18 protein-coding genes are annotated in these 17,101 nt (G+C 59.9%); 10 read left to right on the top strand and 8 right to left on the bottom strand.

The genetic code is table 11. The annotated features are described in order from the left end of the window. Positions 1 to 3: 3 nt before the first annotated feature. Positions 4 to 261 (top strand): glutathione binding-like protein, encoded by a 258-nt coding sequence (locus HEP89_RS16765; protein WP_077292375.1) that lies wholly within the window; start codon positions 4 to 6, stop codon positions 259 to 261. A gap of 56 nt (positions 262 to 317) precedes the next feature. Here the strand turns inward: HEP89_RS16765 and HEP89_RS16770 are convergent, their stop codons facing one another. Then, positions 318 to 1,082 (bottom strand): SDR family oxidoreductase, encoded by a 765-nt coding sequence (locus HEP89_RS16770; protein WP_077293517.1) that lies wholly within the window; start codon positions 1,080 to 1,082, stop codon positions 318 to 320. Between the two features lie 175 nt (positions 1,083 to 1,257). On the opposite strand from HEP89_RS16770, the gene HEP89_RS16775 reads away from it, so the two are divergent. Beyond that, entirely contained in the window at positions 1,258 to 2,154 is an 897-nt protein-coding gene (locus HEP89_RS16775; RefSeq protein ID WP_168692560.1) for an AraC family transcriptional regulator, read from the top strand. Between the two features lie 24 nt (positions 2,155 to 2,178). Here the strand turns inward: HEP89_RS16775 and HEP89_RS16780 are convergent, their stop codons facing one another. The 3 genes from HEP89_RS16780 to HEP89_RS16790 all read right to left on the bottom strand — a co-directional run bounded on the left by HEP89_RS16780 (position 2,179) and on the right by HEP89_RS16790 (position 5,452). Next, positions 2,179 to 3,090, bottom strand: a complete 912-nt coding sequence (locus HEP89_RS16780) for a PhzF family phenazine biosynthesis protein (RefSeq protein ID WP_023000548.1) — start codon at positions 3,088 to 3,090, stop codon at positions 2,179 to 2,181. Between the two features lie 227 nt (positions 3,091 to 3,317). Beyond that, positions 3,318 to 4,469 carry a GNAT family N-acetyltransferase gene (locus HEP89_RS16785; protein ID WP_168692561.1) on the bottom strand — a complete coding sequence of 384 codons (1,152 nt, stop codon included), beginning with the start codon at positions 4,467 to 4,469 and terminating at the stop codon, positions 3,318 to 3,320. 80 nt (positions 4,470 to 4,549) lie between these two features. Continuing rightward, positions 4,550 to 5,452 carry a pirin family protein gene (locus HEP89_RS16790; protein WP_023000550.1) on the bottom strand — a complete coding sequence of 301 codons (903 nt, stop codon included), beginning with the start codon at positions 5,450 to 5,452 and terminating at the stop codon, positions 4,550 to 4,552. Positions 5,453 to 5,697: 245 nt separating this feature from the next. Here HEP89_RS16790 and HEP89_RS16795 point away from each other — a divergent pair, with 245 nt between their 5' ends. From HEP89_RS16795 to HEP89_RS16810, 4 genes are read left to right on the top strand one after another with little or no spacing between them, the layout of a single operon-like run. Further along, positions 5,698 to 6,621, top strand: a complete 924-nt coding sequence (locus tag HEP89_RS16795; RefSeq protein ID WP_168692562.1) for an ABC transporter ATP-binding protein — start codon at positions 5,698 to 5,700, stop codon at positions 6,619 to 6,621. A 7-nt stretch (positions 6,622 to 6,628) separates the two neighbouring features. Beyond that, entirely contained in the window at positions 6,629 to 7,120 is a 492-nt protein-coding gene (locus tag HEP89_RS16800; RefSeq protein WP_168692563.1) for a GNAT family N-acetyltransferase, read from the top strand. Beyond that, positions 7,117 to 7,878 carry an ABC transporter permease gene (locus HEP89_RS16805; RefSeq protein WP_023000553.1) on the top strand — a complete coding sequence of 254 codons (762 nt, stop codon included), beginning with the start codon at positions 7,117 to 7,119 and terminating at the stop codon, positions 7,876 to 7,878. Before HEP89_RS16800 ends, HEP89_RS16805 begins: the two co-directional genes overlap by 4 nt. 36 nt (positions 7,879 to 7,914) lie before the next feature. Then, positions 7,915 to 8,802, top strand: coding sequence for a D-alanyl-D-alanine carboxypeptidase family protein (locus tag HEP89_RS16810; protein ID WP_168692564.1), 888 nt, complete (start codon positions 7,915 to 7,917; stop codon positions 8,800 to 8,802). On the opposite strand, the gene HEP89_RS16815 is transcribed toward HEP89_RS16810, so the two are convergent. The 3 genes from HEP89_RS16815 to HEP89_RS16825 form a co-directional block, all read right to left on the bottom strand. Then, complete coding sequence (locus tag HEP89_RS16815; RefSeq protein WP_168692565.1) at positions 8,793 to 9,980, bottom strand: GGDEF domain-containing protein; 1,188 nt, start codon at positions 9,978 to 9,980, stop codon at positions 8,793 to 8,795. The genes HEP89_RS16810 and HEP89_RS16815 overlap by 10 nt on opposite strands. Positions 9,981 to 10,299: 319 nt before the next feature. Next, on the bottom strand, positions 10,300 to 11,319 hold the full coding sequence (ilvC, locus tag HEP89_RS16820; protein ID WP_006935853.1) for a ketol-acid reductoisomerase: 1,020 nt from the start codon (positions 11,317 to 11,319) through the stop codon (positions 10,300 to 10,302). A gap of 98 nt (positions 11,320 to 11,417) precedes the next feature. Next, on the bottom strand, positions 11,418 to 12,068 hold the full coding sequence (locus HEP89_RS16825) for a TetR/AcrR family transcriptional regulator (RefSeq protein WP_055655398.1): 651 nt from the start codon (positions 12,066 to 12,068) through the stop codon (positions 11,418 to 11,420). 270 nt (positions 12,069 to 12,338) lie between these two features. Here HEP89_RS16825 and HEP89_RS16830 point away from each other — a divergent pair, with 270 nt between their 5' ends. Together HEP89_RS16830 and HEP89_RS16835 are read left to right on the top strand one after the other, a co-directional pair. Further along, complete coding sequence (locus tag HEP89_RS16830; protein ID WP_168692566.1) at positions 12,339 to 12,779, top strand: L,D-transpeptidase; 441 nt, start codon at positions 12,339 to 12,341, stop codon at positions 12,777 to 12,779. 142 nt (positions 12,780 to 12,921) lie between these two features. Then, on the top strand, positions 12,922 to 14,049 hold the full coding sequence (locus tag HEP89_RS16835) for a transporter substrate-binding domain-containing protein (RefSeq protein WP_209014741.1): 1,128 nt from the start codon (positions 12,922 to 12,924) through the stop codon (positions 14,047 to 14,049). Positions 14,050 to 14,059: 10 nt separating this feature from the next. On the opposite strand, the gene HEP89_RS16840 is transcribed toward HEP89_RS16835, so the two are convergent. Then, complete coding sequence (locus tag HEP89_RS16840; RefSeq protein WP_075283538.1) at positions 14,060 to 14,959, bottom strand: LysR substrate-binding domain-containing protein; 900 nt, start codon at positions 14,957 to 14,959, stop codon at positions 14,060 to 14,062. A gap of 167 nt (positions 14,960 to 15,126) precedes the next feature. Between HEP89_RS16840 and HEP89_RS16845 the strand changes: the two genes are divergently transcribed. Next, a complete protein-coding gene (locus HEP89_RS16845) occupies positions 15,127 to 16,257 on the top strand; it encodes a TauD/TfdA family dioxygenase (protein ID WP_168692567.1) in 1,131 nt (376 codons plus the stop codon). Beyond that, on the top strand, positions 16,254 to 17,024 hold the full coding sequence (locus tag HEP89_RS16850; protein WP_168692568.1) for a class II aldolase/adducin family protein: 771 nt from the start codon (positions 16,254 to 16,256) through the stop codon (positions 17,022 to 17,024). The genes HEP89_RS16845 and HEP89_RS16850 overlap by 4 nt, the downstream gene beginning before the upstream one ends. Positions 17,025 to 17,101: the final 77 nt, after the last annotated feature.

Raw genomic sequence — 17,101 nt, forward strand, 5'->3', positions numbered from 1 at the left:
CCCATGGGCGCCGCGCAGACGGCAATGGCGGGTACGTCCGCGTTTTTCGATATCCACCTGGAGGGGCGGGCCTACATGTTTGGGGACAGGGTGACCGTAACCGATTTTGCGGTCGGTGCCTTGTCGGCGTTGGCGTTGAACCCGCAATCGCGTATGCCGTTGGAAGGCCATGCCAACATCATTGCCTGGTATCAGCGGCTGGAAGCAGTGCCGAGCTGGTCCATTACGGCACCTGCACGCCTGATGGAAGCTGCCGAATAGGCCATGCACGCGGCGGCCGGGATCCGGCCGCCGCGGCACACTGCTGACTTAGGGTGTCAGAGGTTCTGACCGCCCGAGACTTCAATGCGCTGGCCGGTCATCCAGCCGGTATTGCCGCTCAAAAGCGCGGTGATGGCTCCGCCGATGTCATCCGGAAGGCCGGCACGGCCCATGGCTGTCATGGAGGCGACCACCTTGTTGAGTTCCGGATTGTCACGCACGGCACCGCCACCGAAATCCGTTTCAATGGCGCCAGGCGCCAGCGTGTTGACGGCGATGTGTCGAGATCCCAGTTCCTTGGCCAGATAGCGGGTCAGAACTTCAATCGCGCCTTTCATGGTCGCGTAGGCGGAATAGCCGGGCAGGGAGAACCGGGCAAGGCCGGACGATACGTTCAGAATGCGGCCGCCATCCGCGATCAGCGGTAGCAACTGCTGGGTCAGGAAAAAGACTCCCTTCACGTGAACATTCATCAACTGGTCGAAATCGGTCTCAGTCGTCTCGGCGAATGGCTTGTGAATGCCCGTGCCGGCGTTGTTGACCAGGAAATCGAAACTGTCGCGCTGCCAGGTCTGCTGTAACACGGTTTTCAATGCGTCCGTGAATGCGGGGAAGCCGGATGTGTCGGCAGTATCGAGCTGCAGGGCAACAGCCCTGGCACCCAGCGCTTCCACTTCGGCAACGACCTGTTCGGCCTCTTCCTTGCTGGTCCTGTATGTCAAGACCGTGTCGATACCGTTCTTGGCAAGATGAAGAACAGTGTTGCGGCCAAGGCCGCGGCTGCCGCCGGTGATGAGGGCGATCTTGGGGGAGGTGGTCATGTTATTGGCTCCAGTGTTGTGGGGCGTGATGTCGATGACCATGAGATAGTCCGTAGCGAGACGTGTTGTGTGCCGGTTTCTCCAGAAGACTTGCCTGATCCTACAAATCAGGCAACCTGCATGCTTGCCATCACCAACCGGCGGGCGTATCGCTGGGTTCTTGACGGAGGGAACCATGCAGGCAGACGAGCTTATCCGGAAAGTTGTTGCATTTGCTGATGATCATGGCGCGGGTGGCGATCCTTTTCCTGTTGGTGCTGGTGGCATGACGCTGGTGCGTCAGCGCCGGCCAACCCTCATCTATCCGATCGTCTACCAACCGATTTTCTGCCTGGTTCTCCAAGGGGAGAAGCAGACATATCTCGGATCGAACACTGTCCGGTTCGGTGCCATGCAGTCACTGATTGTCGGGCTGGATCTGCCCGCGCAGGCACGGGTTGTGCGTGCGAGCCAGGCTGAGCCCTATGTTGCGCTCGCCATTCCACTGGACACGGCTCTGATCCGCGAACTTGCTCCGGAGCTGGATCGGCCGGGTAAAACATCTATGGCTGCACGCGCCGTGGCAAGCGGCAGGGCAGATGCAGCAATCGTCGATGCCATGCGGCGCCTGTTCGAGCTTGCGGAGATGCCGGAGGCCGGCAAGGTGTTGCTGCCGTTGATCTTGCGAGAGATCCACTACTGGCTGCTGACCGCCGAACATGGCGCGATCCTGCGTCAGATTTCAGAGCAGGACAGTCACGCGGCCCGCATCGCCAAGGTCATTGCCGGCATACGGCGGGACATTGCGGCGTCCTTGCGGGTGGACGATCTTGCCGGTGAGGCAGGCATGAGCGTGTCTGCCTTCCATGCGCACTTCAAGGATATTACCGGCACCAGTCCGCTGCAGTTTCAAAAGCAATTGCGGCTGATGGAGGCGCGCCGGCTGCTGCAGGCGGAAAAACTGTCCGTCTCGCGCGCGGCGTTCCAGGTGGGTTACGAAAGCGCGACCCAGTTCAGCCGAGAGTACGCCCGGCATTTCGGTCTGCCGCCGCGCGCCGACAAGGCGAACGAACCTGCCCAGGCGGCCTTCTGACCGTCCGGGCAGCGTCTGATTTGATTAGAGGAACAGTTCGCCCCGAGCGACAAGCGTCGCCTGACCGCCGATCCTGACCGCATGCATCTTGCCGCCCTCGATGTCGATTTCCAGGTCGATCAGGGATGGCCGTCCCATCTCGAAACCCTGTTCGATGCGGATATGGTGGGTGCCGTTGGGAAGGTCGTCGTAATAGTCGACCACACCTGCGAAAGCCGCCGCAGCAGAACCTGTCGCGGGATCTTCGGGAATGCCCATGTCGGGCGCAAACAGGCGGGCGTGGAAAGCGCTGTCGTGGGAGCGGGTTTCGCGGCAATAGACATAAGCGTCCGTATTGCCGTTCTTGCCGAAGCCTGCGTTCCACATGGCCGGCACCGGTTTGGCGCGCGCCAAGGCATCCAGATCGCGCACCGGCACGAAGGTGAAGGGAGGGCCTACGCGGAAGCGGGAGGGGCCATGGTTCTCGAACCCGATGTCACTCGGCTCCAGGTTGAGCGCGGCTGCGATCAGCTCGACGTTGTGGGTCGGTCCGGCGGGCTCCGGCAGGCTGGGAACGTCGAACTCGGCAAAGGCGGCTGCGTGCTCGCGCAGGATAACCGCGCAGCGCACAGTGCCGATCTGCTGCTTCAGAACAACAACGGCATCCTGCTCGCCCGAAATATCGCCAAAGCGTTCCGTTGCCAGAAGGATGGCGGTACCGACGGTCGGGTGCCCGGCGAACGGCAATTCCATCTTGGGTGTGAAGATCCGCATGGTGGCAGAATGCCCGGGCTTTTCCGGCGGGAAGACGAAGACCGTTTCGGAAAGATTGAACTCACCGGCGATCTTCTGCATCTGCTCGTCGCTCAGCCCCTCGGAGTCCAGAACCACCGCCAGGGGGTTCCCGGCAAGGCTCGTGTTCGTGAAGACATCCAGGATCGCGTAGCGGCGGCTCATACTTCTCTTCTCCCTGTCGCCGCCTGCCGACCTTCAAACAAAGTCAGGCGAGGGGCTCAAACGTTGTAAAACAACCAACCTGTCCGCATCGGTCGGCCCGTGCAAACCACGGTGCCAGCTTCAAAGGTGAGCGGACTTTTGCATTTTCAGGCAAGTCCTGCCAGTGCTTAGTGCGCATTCTTGGTGAACAAAATATTGCCGTTCCCGGCCGTCTCGCCGAGTGCTCTTCATGGCAGCAGATATTTGCCGAGCGAACGGGCGTAAGGCACGATGGCGCTGTCCTCAAGGTCCGCGCGCGTGCGAATGATGCGCATATCGGCAAGCTCCTGTTCTTCCGACGCCTCTGAAAAACGCAGGATTTCCGTGCGCAACTCTTCCGCGAGGCGGGGGACATCCATCAGCTGGCCGATGGAAATTCGCCAGCCGTCGAATGTCACCAGCAGCCCGGCAGGCTTGACGTCGTCTCGTTTGAGGCCTGTTTCCTCTTCAAGTTCCCGGTAGATCGCCCCGACAACGTCGACCTTGCCATCTTCGGTCAGGTCGGTCGGGTCGAGATTGCCACCGGGAGGGTAGATCATGCCCGCTGTGGCGGTCTTTCGGGACATGACACCATAGAGCAATGCGCCTTCGGCGGACCTCAGGATGGCGGAGCCGAAGAGATTGAACGAGCTTGCATCGGGCGCACCCCAGTCGCGCCACGCCAGGAAAGCGGCAAAGGAACATTCCGCGCAGGTGCCGTTAAAGGTGCCGTCCTTGAACTCGAACCCGGTCAACTTCATGGTTCGGCCATTCCAAAGCATGGGAATGCGCTTCCTGGCTTCCTCGAAATACGCATCGATGGCGTCTGCATGCTTCGTTTCAAAAGCCCAGGGTTTGTCCGAAACCTCGATGTTCAGCGCTTCCACCCGGTAGACCGCAGGTGCCAGCGGTTTTTCCATCAGGGGGATTTCCTTGCCGGGCGACATCTCGCTTGGTCGAGTCGCCATCGTCCGAAACCCGCGTTTTTCGTAAAAGGGGCCCGCGTTGGCGTCGCTTTCCAGATAAAGCCGGCTCAATCCCTGTCGGTGGGCATGATCCTCCGCGCGCTTCAGCAGAAGGTCGCCAATGCCCTGACGCTGGGCTTCAGGGGCAACGAACAGGAAATCGACAAGCAGGGTATCTTCGCTTTGGGGAGAGAGACCGGAAAAGGCTATGGGCTGACCGTCCCGCTCTGCAACGGTGAGCGTCAGGGACTGGATGGTTGCCTCGGATATTCGCCAGTAGTCGCGAAACTCTGCCATTTTTTCCTCCGGATAGCCCCAGGAGGCCTTGGCGCGATGGAGGATATCGGTGAGGGCAGGGGCGTCGGCCTCTGTGGCCGGGCGGAGTTTCAATGGCATGGGCTGTCCAGATCGATTGTATCCCGGACAGCCCTAGCCAGACTTTGTGAAAGTTACAAGGCAGCAGGTTCTTTTCAGCCCTACCGGATAAATGTGCCGTTCTGCAGTTCGGTTACCGCCTGGATCAGCTCCTGACGGGTGTTCATCACGATGGGGCCGTGCCAGGCCACGGGTTCCTTGATCGGTGCGCCGGAGACCAGAAGGAAACGGATGCCTTCCTCGCCTGCGTGAACGACGATCTCGTCGCCGGAGCCGAAGATCACCAGAGAACGGTTGCCGGTCTCGTCACGGATCTTTAGTTCCTCGCCGCCGAATTCCTTTTCCGTCAGAACCCCGAACGGGTCGGATGCTCCTTCGAACGTGCCGGAGCCTTCGAAAATGTAGGCAAAGGTCTGCTTGTAGGTGTCGACCTTGAAGCGTTTCTTGTGACCAGCCGGCACATGGATGTCGAGATATTGCGGATCGGCGGCGATGCCGTCGACCGGGCCGCGCTTGCCCCAGAACTCGCCACAGATGATCCGCGCGGAAGTGCCGTCGTCATCGGTCACAACCGGGATCTCTTTCGACGCGACATCCTGGTAGCGCGGAGCGGTCATCTTCAGCGAGGACGGCAGGTTCGCCCAGAGCTGGAAACCGTGCATGCGGCCATTGGCGTCGCCCTTTGGCATCTCCTGATGCATGATCCCGCGCCCGGCTGTCATCCACTGGACGTCGCCCGCACCCAGGTTGCCACTGTTGCCCAGACTGTCGCCGTGTTCAACGGTGCCGGCCAGCACGTAGGTAATGGTTTCAATGCCGCGATGGGGATGCCAGGGAAAGCCCTTCAGATAGTCCTCGGGACGTTCGTTGCGGAAATCGTCCAGCAGCAGGAAAGGATCCAGCATTTCCGGATCCTGAAATCCGAACGCTCGCTCCAGCCGGACGCCGGCGCCTTCCATGGTTGATTGTGTGCTGCCGATGTGGGTTACGGGGCGGATGGACATGACTTGGTTCCTGATGCGGATTGACTTTGAGGGAAAGATAGCGGCTCGCAGGGCAAAACCTAGTCTTGGCTCTGCAGACGCAGTGTTTCGAAAGACGAAACAGTGATGTCGTCATCCGGATAAGGCCCGACCGGACGGTGGCTTACGGCCAAAGGGTTGCATCTTGCGGACGGTCCGCCCACATGCAAGTGTGCACGCCTGTTTGGCCGTCTGGTCAAATCCCCAATTCCGAACCGGTTGAAACGATGGCCCCGATACTTTCCGTACGCGACCTGGAAAAAACCTATGAAGGTGGCTTCCAGGCTCTCAAATCCGTGTCTCTGGATATCCAGCAAGGAGAGGTGTTTGCGTTGCTCGGGCCGAATGGCGCCGGCAAGACGACATTGATCAGCACGATTTGCGGCCTGGTCCGGCCGACCTCCGGCAGTATTCACGTGTGCGGCCATGACGCCTTGAGCGAGTACCGCGCTGCCCGGCAGATGATCGGTCTGGTGCCTCAGGAGATGCCCACGGCTCCCTTCGAAATGGTCGGTGATACGGTCGCCTTCAGCCGCGGCCTGTTCGGCATGAAACCCGATCCGGCGCGGATCGAGAGCATCCTCAAGGACCTGACGCTCTGGGAAAAGCGCAACAACCCCATCATGGCTTTGTCCGGAGGCATGAAGCGCCGCCTGCTGGTCGCCAAGGCGCTGGCGCACGAGCCGAAGATCCTGTTCCTGGACGAGCCGACAGCCGGCGTGGATGTGGAACTCCGGCACGACATGTGGCGCATCGTTGGGGAGCTGAAGCAGAAGGGCGTCACCATCATCCTGACCACCCACTATATCGAGGAGGCCGAGGAAATGGCCGATCGTGTCGGGGTGATCAACAAGGGTGAGATCATTCTCGTGGAAGAGAAGGCAGAGCTCATGCGCAAGCTCGGGCGCAAGTTGCTGTCGCTCAGCTTGACGGAGCCGCTCGTCGAGATCCCGGGCAGTCTTGCCCGCTACGATCTGAAGCTCGAGGATGACGGCCGCAGCCTGGTCTATACCTACGATACCCAGGCTGACCGGACTGGCATCACGTCGCTTCTGACCGATCTCTCCCAGGCCGGCGTGCGTTTTCACGATCTGCAGACGGACCAGTCGTCGCTCGAGGACATCTTCGTCGGTCTGGTCAGTCAGGGATGAGGCGGCGATGGACACCGGTTTCACTATTCGCAAGGCGACACTGGACGACTGCACGGCACTGACGGACCTGTGCATGCGCTCCAAGCAGTCGAACGGCTATGACGATGCTTTCATGGCCATGTGCGCCGAAGAACTCAAGGTTCGCGACAGCTGGATCGAGGAGCACGATTTCTGGCTGGCCCAGGACGCAGGCGGTGAGCCGGTCGGCTGTATCCGGCTGTCCATGGAAGACGACGGCGAAACAGGGGAACTGGAGACCTGTTTTGTCGACCCTGCCTGGCAGGGACGCCGCGTCGGCCGGGCGCTGTTCGATGCGCTTCACGAAAGAGCGCGGAGCCTTGGTCTGGTGAGGATCGGTCTCGATGCGGATCCTTTTGCAGAACCTTTCTATGCCCGCATGGGCTTCAAGACCATTGGCCGGTCTCCATCCGGCTCGATCCCGGGGCGCACGTTGCCCCGAATGGAACTCATTCTGATTTCGGGGCAGCAGGGCACATGAATTTCGAAGCGATCAAAGTCATCTATCTGGCCGAAATGGCCCGCACCCGCCGCACGATCATGCAAAGCATCATCTCGCCGGTGATTTCCACGGTGCTTTATTTCGTTGTCTTCGGGGCAGCCATCGGCTCTCGGATCTCCGAGGTGGACGGTGTCAGCTACGGCGCCTTCATCGTGCCCGGGCTGATCATGCTGTCCCTGATGACGCAGAGCCTCTCCAACGCCTCGTTCGGCATCTATTTCCCGCGGTTTACGGGCACGATCTTCGAGGTGCTGTCGGCGCCCGTGTCGTTCCTGGAAATCACCGTTGCCTATGTCGGGGCGGCGGCAACGAAGTCGATCCTGGTCGGGTTGATCATCCTGATCACGGCGAGTTTCTTCGTTCCGCTGGAAATCCAGCATCCGGTCTGGATGGCCGCGTTCTTTCTCCTGACGGCCGTTACATTCGCCCTGCTCGGCTTCATCATCGGCATCTGGGCCGACAATTTCGAAAAACTGCAGTTTGTACCGCTGTTAATTGTCACGCCTCTGGCTTTTCTGGGCGGCAGCTTCTATTCCATCAACATGTTGCCGGATATCTGGCAGAAGATCACGCTGATCAACCCGGTAGTCTACCTGATTTCCGGGTTCCGCTGGAGCTTCTATGGTCAGGCGGACGTCAGCCTTTGGCTGTCGCTGCTGGCAACGATGATCTTCCTCGGCGGTTCACTGGCCGTCATACATTGGATTTTCAAGACCGGATACCGCCTGAAGGCTTGAGGTATCCGGCCGAAACGCGAGTTTAAGAGAGCGGGAATGCGTGCGTCTGTCCTTTTGAAGAAGGCTTCGATCTTCGTTCTGGCCGGGTTTCTGGCCGCCTGTCAGACGGGGCAGGGGCCAGCCCCGACGCCCGTTACAAGTGCAGCGCCTGCCGTTCAGACGGCGCCTCTTCCTGCCGTTGCCTATGCGCCGGAAACGGCAGTTGAGCGCGGGTTCTCCGCGCTGGTGCTGAATGCGTCTACCGGCGAAGAGCTTTATGCGGTCGATGCGGATGCAGCGCGGTATCCCGCTTCGCTGAGCAAGATGATGACGCTCTACCTGCTCTTTGATGCGGTTTCGCAAGGGCGTTACACGCTTTCCACCCCTTTGAGCGTTTCGGCCAAGGCAGCATCGCAGCCGCCGGCAAAGATCGGCATCAAGGCAGGGTCGACCATCACGGTCGAGCAGGCGGCAAGGGCGCTTGCGGTCAAGTCGGCCAATGACGTCGCCATCGCCGTTGCCGAAAATCTGGCCGGAAGCGAAGCGGCCTTCGCCCGGCAGATGACGTCCCAGGCGCGGGCTCTTGGCCTGTCGCGTACCCGTTTCGTCAATGCCACGGGCTTGCCCGATCCCGCGCAGGTTTCGTCGGCGCGTGACATGGCAGTGCTTGGTCTCGCCCTGAAGCGGCGGTTCCCGCAATACGGCAGCTATTACCGGGCGAAGTCGTTCGACTACAACGGCCGCACCTTCCGGGCCACCAACAACCTGGTCGGCAAGGTTGACGGTGTGGATGGTCTGAAGACGGGCTATATCCGCATGTCCGGCTACAATCTGGTCGCGACCGCCAACCGGGGCGGCAAGCGACTGATCGTCGTCGTCATGGGTGGGGCGAGCGAGGCGGCGCGGGACAAGGAAGTGACGCGGCTGATCGAAGCCTATTCCTGAGCGGCCCGCAAAGGTTCGGCTGGTATTGCACCGGAAACCTTCTCGACAACTGACACCCGATTGCGTCCGGTCCGTTTGGACAGGTAGAGGCTCTCATCGACTGTCTTGAGCAATTCGGCTGACGGCAGCTGGCTGCCGTCGCCGTGATAAACACCTGCCGATGCCGTCAGGTTGAAGTCCTGCGGTGCGAATTCGAACCGCAGGTGGGAAATGCGCTCGCGCAGGCGATCGGCAACCCGGAAGGCGTTCTCGCGCGAGATGGACGGCAGAAGCACCGCGAATTCCTCGCCGCCGAGGCGGGCAAAGCAGTCGTTCTGGCGCAGATGCGCCTTCACTTCCGAACAGACCTTCACAAGCGCTTCGTCGCCTGCAACATGTCCGAACCTGTCGTTCACCTGCTTGAAGTGATCGAGGTCGAAGTGGACAAGACCGAAGTCGTCTTTCTGCGTTTCCTGCAGGAGGCTTTCCAGACGTGTCTGAAACTCCCTGCGGTTGAACGCGCCGGTCAGGGGATCGCGCCTTGCCGCTTCCCGGTTCCGGTTCGCCACGAGCTCGAACGACAGCGCAAGGGAGAAAGCGCCGGTCAGACTGACGAAGACGAGTGCGCACATCAGGTGAATGTCGACAATCAGGTCGTCGATCATGCCTGGCCCTTGCGGGCCGCCGGAAACAAGTCCGTGCACTGTGCGCAGGACACCTTCGGCAGCCAGAAAGAAGAACGCCAGGATGAGGCCGATATTGGAAATCAGACCCCGGAACGGCCTTGAAGCGTAGGCGGTAATGGTTGCGACGGACAGCAGCGTGAACACCACGTTGGAGGCCATGTACGCAAGGGCGTAGTTGGAAAGCAGATACGCGCAGCCTGCGACGATGCCGTAGGCAAAGGCGGGCGCGACAACATTGCTGAGCTTGCTCGGCATATCCGCCAGAAGGCGTGCCGCGTGCCAGTGACAGCCAAAACCGAGCAGCAACAGGGTGTTGGGGAGCAGATAGGCGACCAGGGGCGGCAGCATGCTGCTGAGCGCAAAGCAGACCAGAGACGACGCCAACAGGGTATTTGCAGCGGCCCAGCTCAACCAGTGAGCACGCGGACTGGTCTGCAGGGAAATGGCCAGGAAGCAGATGGCAAAAATCGACAGCAGAAGCACATTTGCCGAAAAGAGTGTCGATAGATCCATCAAGGCAGTCTCCGGAACCGGTCCCTCAATCTCACAAAGGATAGTGATTACGTTACGGGATAGGGTCTTGCAATCCGGTTAGCCGCGATAAAAAAACTTTTATCAAATAGGGAATTCAACGCTTTGGTCCCGTTTACGATACCTGTGAAATTTGCGGAGGCAATGCGGCATCTTTGGGGCGGCAGGGCGGATGTGGTCGCGGGCCGCTTATTTATAACGCCCGCATCCGGATTTCTATTTGACGACCTGCAGGAACCGGCAAAAAGAAACCCCGCTGTTGCCAGCGGGGTCTCGTTTCGGGTCGATGGGGCGAACCTTGTTAGTTCTTGGTCTTGTCGACGAGCGCGTTGGACTTGATCCACGGCATCATGCCGCGGAGCTTTTCGCCAACTTCCTCGATCTGGTGTGCGTCGTTCAGGCGGCGGGTTGCCTTGAACTTGGCAGCGCCTGCACGGTATTCCTGCATCCAATCGGAAGTGAACTTGCCGGTCTGGATGTCTGTCAGGACGCGCTTCATTTCCGCCTTGGTTTCCGGCGTCACGATGCGCGGACCAGTCACGTACTCACCCCACTCTGCAGTGTTGGAGATGGAGTAGTTCATGTTGGCGATGCCGCCTTCGTAGATCAGGTCGACGATCAGCTTCACTTCGTGCAGGCACTCGAAGTAGGCCATTTCCGGAGCGTAACCGGCTTCAACCAGGGTTTCGAAACCGGCGCGGATCAGTTCGACGAGACCGCCGCAAAGAACAGCCTGTTCGCCGAAGAGGTCGGTTTCGCACTCTTCCTTGAAGGTGGTTTCGATGATGCCCGAACGGCCGCCGCCAACGCCACAGGCGTAGGACAGGCCGAGGTCATGGGCATTGCCGGAAGCGTCCTGGTGAACAGCGATCAGGCACGGCACGCCGCCACCCTTCATGTATTCGCCGCGCACGGTGTGGCCCGGGCCCTTCGGTGCAACCATCAGAACGTCAACGGTCGACTTTGCCTCGATCAGGCCGAAGTGAACGTTGAGGCCATGTGCGAAGGCGATTGCAGCGCCGTCACGGATGTTGGCTGCGATGTGGTCCTTGTAGATGTCGGCCTGCAGTTCGTCCGGGGTTGCCATCATCATCAGGTCGGCCCAGGCAGCAGCGTCAGCCACGTTCATGACCTTGAAGCCGTCAGCTTCTGCCTTCAGAGCAGTCGTGGAGCCCTCGCGCAGGGCAACGGCGATCTCCGTGCAGCCGCTGTCCTTGAGGTTCATGGCATGGGCGCGGCCCTGCGAGCCGTAGCCGATGATGGCGACTTTTTTGGACTTGATCAGGTTAAGATCAGCATCACGATCGTAATAAACGCGCATGGGTTCCTTTCTCCCGTCTGCATTCTGTCGTTTGAAGGCCGGTTTTCCGGTCTTGATTGGTTCTGGTGTTTCCCAGTGGTTCCGAAGGTTCGCGGCGATCAGGCCCCGAACAGACGGTAAAAGCGATCGACGGCCACTTCGGCCTGCGATTTCAGATCCTTCTCGGCAGGACCGGCGGTCTCACCCAGAAGGAGGCGGATATGGACGTCCCGAATGGCAAGGCCGTAAAGCACCTGGTAGGCGTCTTCGGATTCGTCGAATTTCAGAAGGCCGTGGCGGCGGCCGCTGTCCAGCATGGCGCGCGCGCGGGCGGAAATCATGTGTTTGCCGCGCACCAGTAGAAGCTGGCCGAGGCGGTTCGAATTGGTGTTGGACTGGCCGATCGACAGTCGGTTCAACGCCAGCGAGGTTTCTGAAAACAGGACACCCAGCAGGGCTTCGACAAAGGCGGTCACATGTGCCCGGAACGTCGCCGCATCGGCAGTGGCACCGGCCTCGGAAGGAAACTGAACCTGGCTGGCCTGGAAGGCGACAACCGCGGCCAGCAGGCCGTCACGATCGCCGAACCACTTGTAGAGGCTTTCCTTCGAGCAGCTTGCCGTGCGGGCTAAGCCTGCCGTCGTCAGCGCCTTCTCTCCACCTTCGACCAGCAGCGTCAGCGCATGTTGCAACACCACCTGCTGGCGCGGCGAAAATTCGGGCGCTGCATCCGGGCGGGAGGTGGCAATATCGTAAGCGGTCGCTGTCATGTCTCAGGTCGGATCGTTGATTGTCAGTAGGGAACCGTACGGTACGGTTCGGGTGTGGTTATGGCACCGGCGGCTGGGCAGGTCAAGGGTAATTTTGCACCTATTTGGCGAACGTGCGCATCTGGGCAAGCACTCTGGATCGTGCGCTTCAAGGCGTGATCGGAGTAGACGTTTACGCTTACTTCAAGTTTGGCTTGCGTCTCGAAGAAAGTGCGGATTAGATTTTCGTATTCAATTTTGTTGTCTTGTTTTTTCTTGGGTGTCTTTGAGATGTTTACCATCAAAAAACTCATTGCCGGGCCGTTGTTGCTGGCCTTTCTTGTCTTGGCTGCTACCAGCGCAAGCGCTGCACCTCGGGTAACCGCAAAGATCGATCTTTCCGAACAGCGGCTTTATTTGTACGTCGACGGGCGTTTGCGAAACAAATGGCCAGTTTCGACTGCGCGCAAGGGATATCGCACACCAACGGGAAGCTGGCGCCCGACCCGGCTGGAACGCAACTGGAACTCGCGCAAGTACAACTGGGCACCCATGCCCTATTCGGTCTTCTTTCTCGGCGGATACGCCATACACGGCACCAACGACCTCAAGCGGCTGGGCCGTCCTGCCTCGCACGGATGCATCCGGCTCCATCCCAAGAATGCCGCTCAGCTTTTCAATCTAGTGCGAAAGGTCGGCCGCGCCGACACGAGAATCGTGATCACGCGGTGAGTTGAGGGAGCAATTCATCCGTTGCTACCACCGGCCGTATTCATGAGCAGCCTGTGGGGGCACAGGTTGCATGGTTTTGGCGTGGCGGCTTACCCTTCAGGAACCTTCTGGGTGATTCCCCTTCTGCCAAGCGGAGGCCGTCGTGACCGCCTGCTCGAATTTCTGTCGATGCCTGTCAGCTGCCCTTGTGCTCTGCCTGTCGATTTTTCTCGCGCTGCCGGCATTGGGGCAGACGGCGGAGGGGGACGACAATCCACCGCTGCCGGGCTCGCCGGTCAGCGTCGGCCTCTACATCAGCCCCCCTTTTGTCATGGAGGAAGAGCCGGGTGTCTATTCCGGCATGGCGGTGGACCTTTGGGAAGCACTGGCGCAGAAAAACGGAATTCTCTACGAATATCGGATCTTCCCGACCATCCGGGAGCTGGTGGATGCAGCAGCGGACAAATCCATCGGTATTGCCGTCACCAACCTGACGATCACCCGCAAGCGCGCCGACAGGATCGACTTTACCCAGCCCTGGTTCGATGCGGGCCTGCGCATTCTCGTGCCTGACAGTCAGGGAGCGAGTTTCAGCGAGGTGATAACGGGCCTGCAGGAATCCGGTTACCTGAGAGCCTATGGCTGGTTGGCGCTTGTGATCGTGTTTGCCACGGCGCTGATGACGGTGTTCGACCGGCGTTTCGACAAGAACTTTCCCCGGGGCTGGCCGGAAGGTGTGTCGGAGAGCTTCTATGCGGTCATGTCCGTGGTGACATCCGGCAAGGCACCTTCGCGCAAGAACCTGTTTGGTTGGCCAGGCCGCATCTGGCAGGCGCTCTGGCTGGTCTGCGGCATTGCGGTGATGGCCTATGTGACCTCGTCGGTGACCAGCGTCATGACAACCCTTTCACTCACCAACCAGATCAACAGTGTTGCCGATCTGCCGGGCAAGAGTATCGGCGTCTTTGCCGGCAGCGTGGCCGAGGAGTTTGCAGAAGCATCCGGTTGGTCGCGCCGGTCATTTGACGACATCGAAGGAGCTGTCGCTGCTTTGCGCAATGATGAGATTGATGCCGTTGTGGGCGATGCGCCTGTCCTTGAGTATTACGCTCACAGTCACCCGCGGGCGAATGTCGAGGTGATCGGCCCTATCTTCGAACCGGACAAATACGGCTTTGCCCTTGCGCACGGCAGTCCGTGGACACGGCCGTTGACGCTGGAATTGCTGACGGCGCATGAGACGGACATGATCGAGCAACTGCGCGTGCGCTACTTCGGCGACGAGCGCTAGGAGTCTTTCCCTAAAGCTGTGGCTGCGCGGCAGCCCTTAACCAGTCAACGACAATGGCGGCCGTTTCCCGGTTCCGACTGCGGTGCGACAGCACGGCATGATAGGCGTTGTTTGGCTGCAGCGGCGGCAGGCCGGCAGGGACCAGCAGGCCGTTTTGTACGTGGTCACCGGTGATCGAGCGCCAGCCGAGCATGACCCCGTGACCCGACAAGGCCGCCTGGGTGGCCTGGACATAGTTGGAAAACCGGAGGCCTTTGGCCGAACCGGCAGCCTTCTGCCCCGTGCGGGCAAGATACTCCTGCCAGGAAATCCAGCGGCGATCGCTGGTGTCCACATGGATCAGAAAGGCTGACCCCAGGCTGCCGCCATCGGCGCGGATACGCTCGGCAAGGGAAGGGGCGCACACGGGCTCAACCAGCTCGCGGAACATTTGTTCGACCGTGCCGTCGTCCCAGCGGCCGTCCCCATAGCGCATGGCGATATCGGTCCCCTGGCCAAGCCGGGGGACCTCCTGCTGCGTGGTGTGAACGTTCACCGGGATTTCCGGGTGGTCCAGATAAAACGCCTCAAGCCGGGGCATGAGCCAGTAGGTGGCGAAGCCGACGGTGCAGGCAACAGTGACAGAGGCACTGGCGGGATCGGCAAGTGTCTGGATGTCGTTCAGGGCTTCGCTCAGCCGTTCGCGGTTTTCGATCACTGCTTTCAGCAGGATCTCACCAGCGGCAGTGAGGCCGGCCGGCCTTGTGCTGCGATCGATCAGGGCGGTGCCGACGTGCTCTTCCAACTGTCGCAGGGACTGGCTGATCGCCGACATGGATACATTCAATTCGCCCGCCGCCGCCTTGGTGCCTCCCGCGCGTTGAACCGTCTCGAAGACGGTGAGCAGCCTGAGCGGGGGGAAGCGGAGCATTTGTCTGTCCAAGTTAAGTGAATGCTTAAGTTAAGTTTCGATTTTATCACCTTTCCAAATCGCCAGTGCAAGAGCAACTTCACAGAAAGTAACTGGAACGCAGCGCTTTGCAGTGACTTGTGTGAAGTGTCTGCAAGGCTGATGAGCTAAACTTAAGGACGGATCTGATGCTTGGAACTGGTGATGCGGGTGTGTTGCTGCAGGAAAAAGGACTCGATGTGCCGCTGAGCAACGGGCAAACCGCCTATTTCAATTACTACTGGCTGCGCGACAATTGCCCGAGTTCCTTCGACCCGGAAACCCGCGAACGCGTCAACGACATCTTTGCCCTGGACGAAGCGCCAAAAGCAGCCTCCGCCGCCATCGTGGGAGGCGATCTGGAAATCGCCTGGGCCGGCACAAACGACGTCTCCCGGCTGCCGCTGTCCCTGCTCAATGCCTATTCCAATGGCGAAAAGCGCCCCGATATCGCCAACCTTCAAAGAGTGCCCTGGTACGCTGACCACTATCCGAAGATGGCCCGTTTTTCCTATGACGAGGTTACCAACGACACCGCGCGTCGGCGCGACTGGGCCAAGGCGATGCTGACGGATGGTGTCGCGCTCTTGACCGGCTTGCCGGATACGGATGAAGCGCTCACCGACACGGCCGGCCTGATCGGCTATGTGCGTCCGAGCTACTTCGGCCTGACGTTTGAAGTAAAAACCCACATCAAGCCGACCAACCTTGCCTTCACTGCCAAGGCCCTGCCGCTTCACACGGATTTGCCGGACGAAGATCTTGCACCGGGCGTGCAGTTCCTGCATTGCCGGGCCAATTCGGTCGAGGGCGGCAACAGCATCTTTGTGGACGGACTGGCTGTCGCCGAAGACTTCCGCAAGGCCTATCCGGAAGACTTCGAACTTCTGATCACCGTGGATGTGCCTTATTTCTGCGAGCATGACACGTTCGACATGCGGTCCCGCCAGCGGGTAATCGAGCTGGATGAGCACGGCAATATTTCGGGTGTCACGATCAGCCAGCACCATGCCGATATCTTCGATATGCCGCAGCATGAACTCGACCGTTACTACCCGGCCTTCTGCCGCTTCGGACGGATGATGCGGGACGACAAATACCTGATGCGGTTCCGTCTGAATGCGGGCGAATGTATTGTCTTCGACAATCACCGCATCGTGCACGGTCGGGCTGCCTATTCGGCAACCAGCGGCAATCGGCACCTGCGTGGTTGCTATACCGACAGGGGCGAGCTGCGCTCCGCTTACCGGATCCTGTCCGGGGAAGGACGTTTCAAATGAGTGTCGTTACGGATGTACGCTTCGGGGCTGACCCGGACCGGCAAAGCGAACAGGCCCTGCGGGAAGACCTCGCAGCTGCCTTTCGTCTGGCGGTAAAATTCGGCTGGAGCGAATCCGTCGGCAATCATTTCAGTGCCGCGGTTTCCGAAGATGGTTCGAAATTCCTGATGAACCCCAAATGGCGACATTTCGGGGAAATCAGGGCCAGCGACCTGTTGCTGCTCGATGCCAATGATGACGCCGTGATGGCGGGCGAAAATGCCCCGGACCCATCCGCCTGGTGCATCCACGGCACGGTTCACCGGGAAAATCCCAAGGCGCGAGTGCTGTTCCACTGTCACCCGCCCAATGCGACCGCGCTGGCGACGCTACAGGATCCGTCGATGAAACCGATCGACCTGAACACCGCCCGTTTCTTCGGCAAGGTTGCGGTTGATCTCGGCTTCGGCGGCATGGCTGACGAGGCGGAGGAGGGCAGGCGGATTGCCGAAACACTCGGCGATAAGCCGGTTCTTGTAATGGGCAATCACGGGGTGTCGATTTCCGCCGTCACTGTCGCTGAAGCCTTCGAGCATCTCTATTTGTTCGAACGGGCTGCTGAAACGCTATTGAAAGCCTATGGGACCGGTCAGCCGCTGGCTATCATGTCGGACAACCTGGCCGCCAAGACGGCTGCCGAATGGGAGCCCTATGTCGGCATGGGCTATGCCCATTTCGACTATTGGAAGCGTGATCTTGACCGGAGCGAGCCGGATTACCGCGACTGAGTTCCATCGATGCCGACTTGCCTTCGCCTCTCCAATGCGGGGAGGCGAAATGCATTTGGGCAAAGCATGGCAATCCT

The sequence above is a fragment of the Labrenzia sp. 5N genome, assembly GCF_012395805.1.
GTDB classification, from domain to species: Bacteria; Pseudomonadota; Alphaproteobacteria; order Rhizobiales; family Stappiaceae; genus Roseibium; species Roseibium algicola.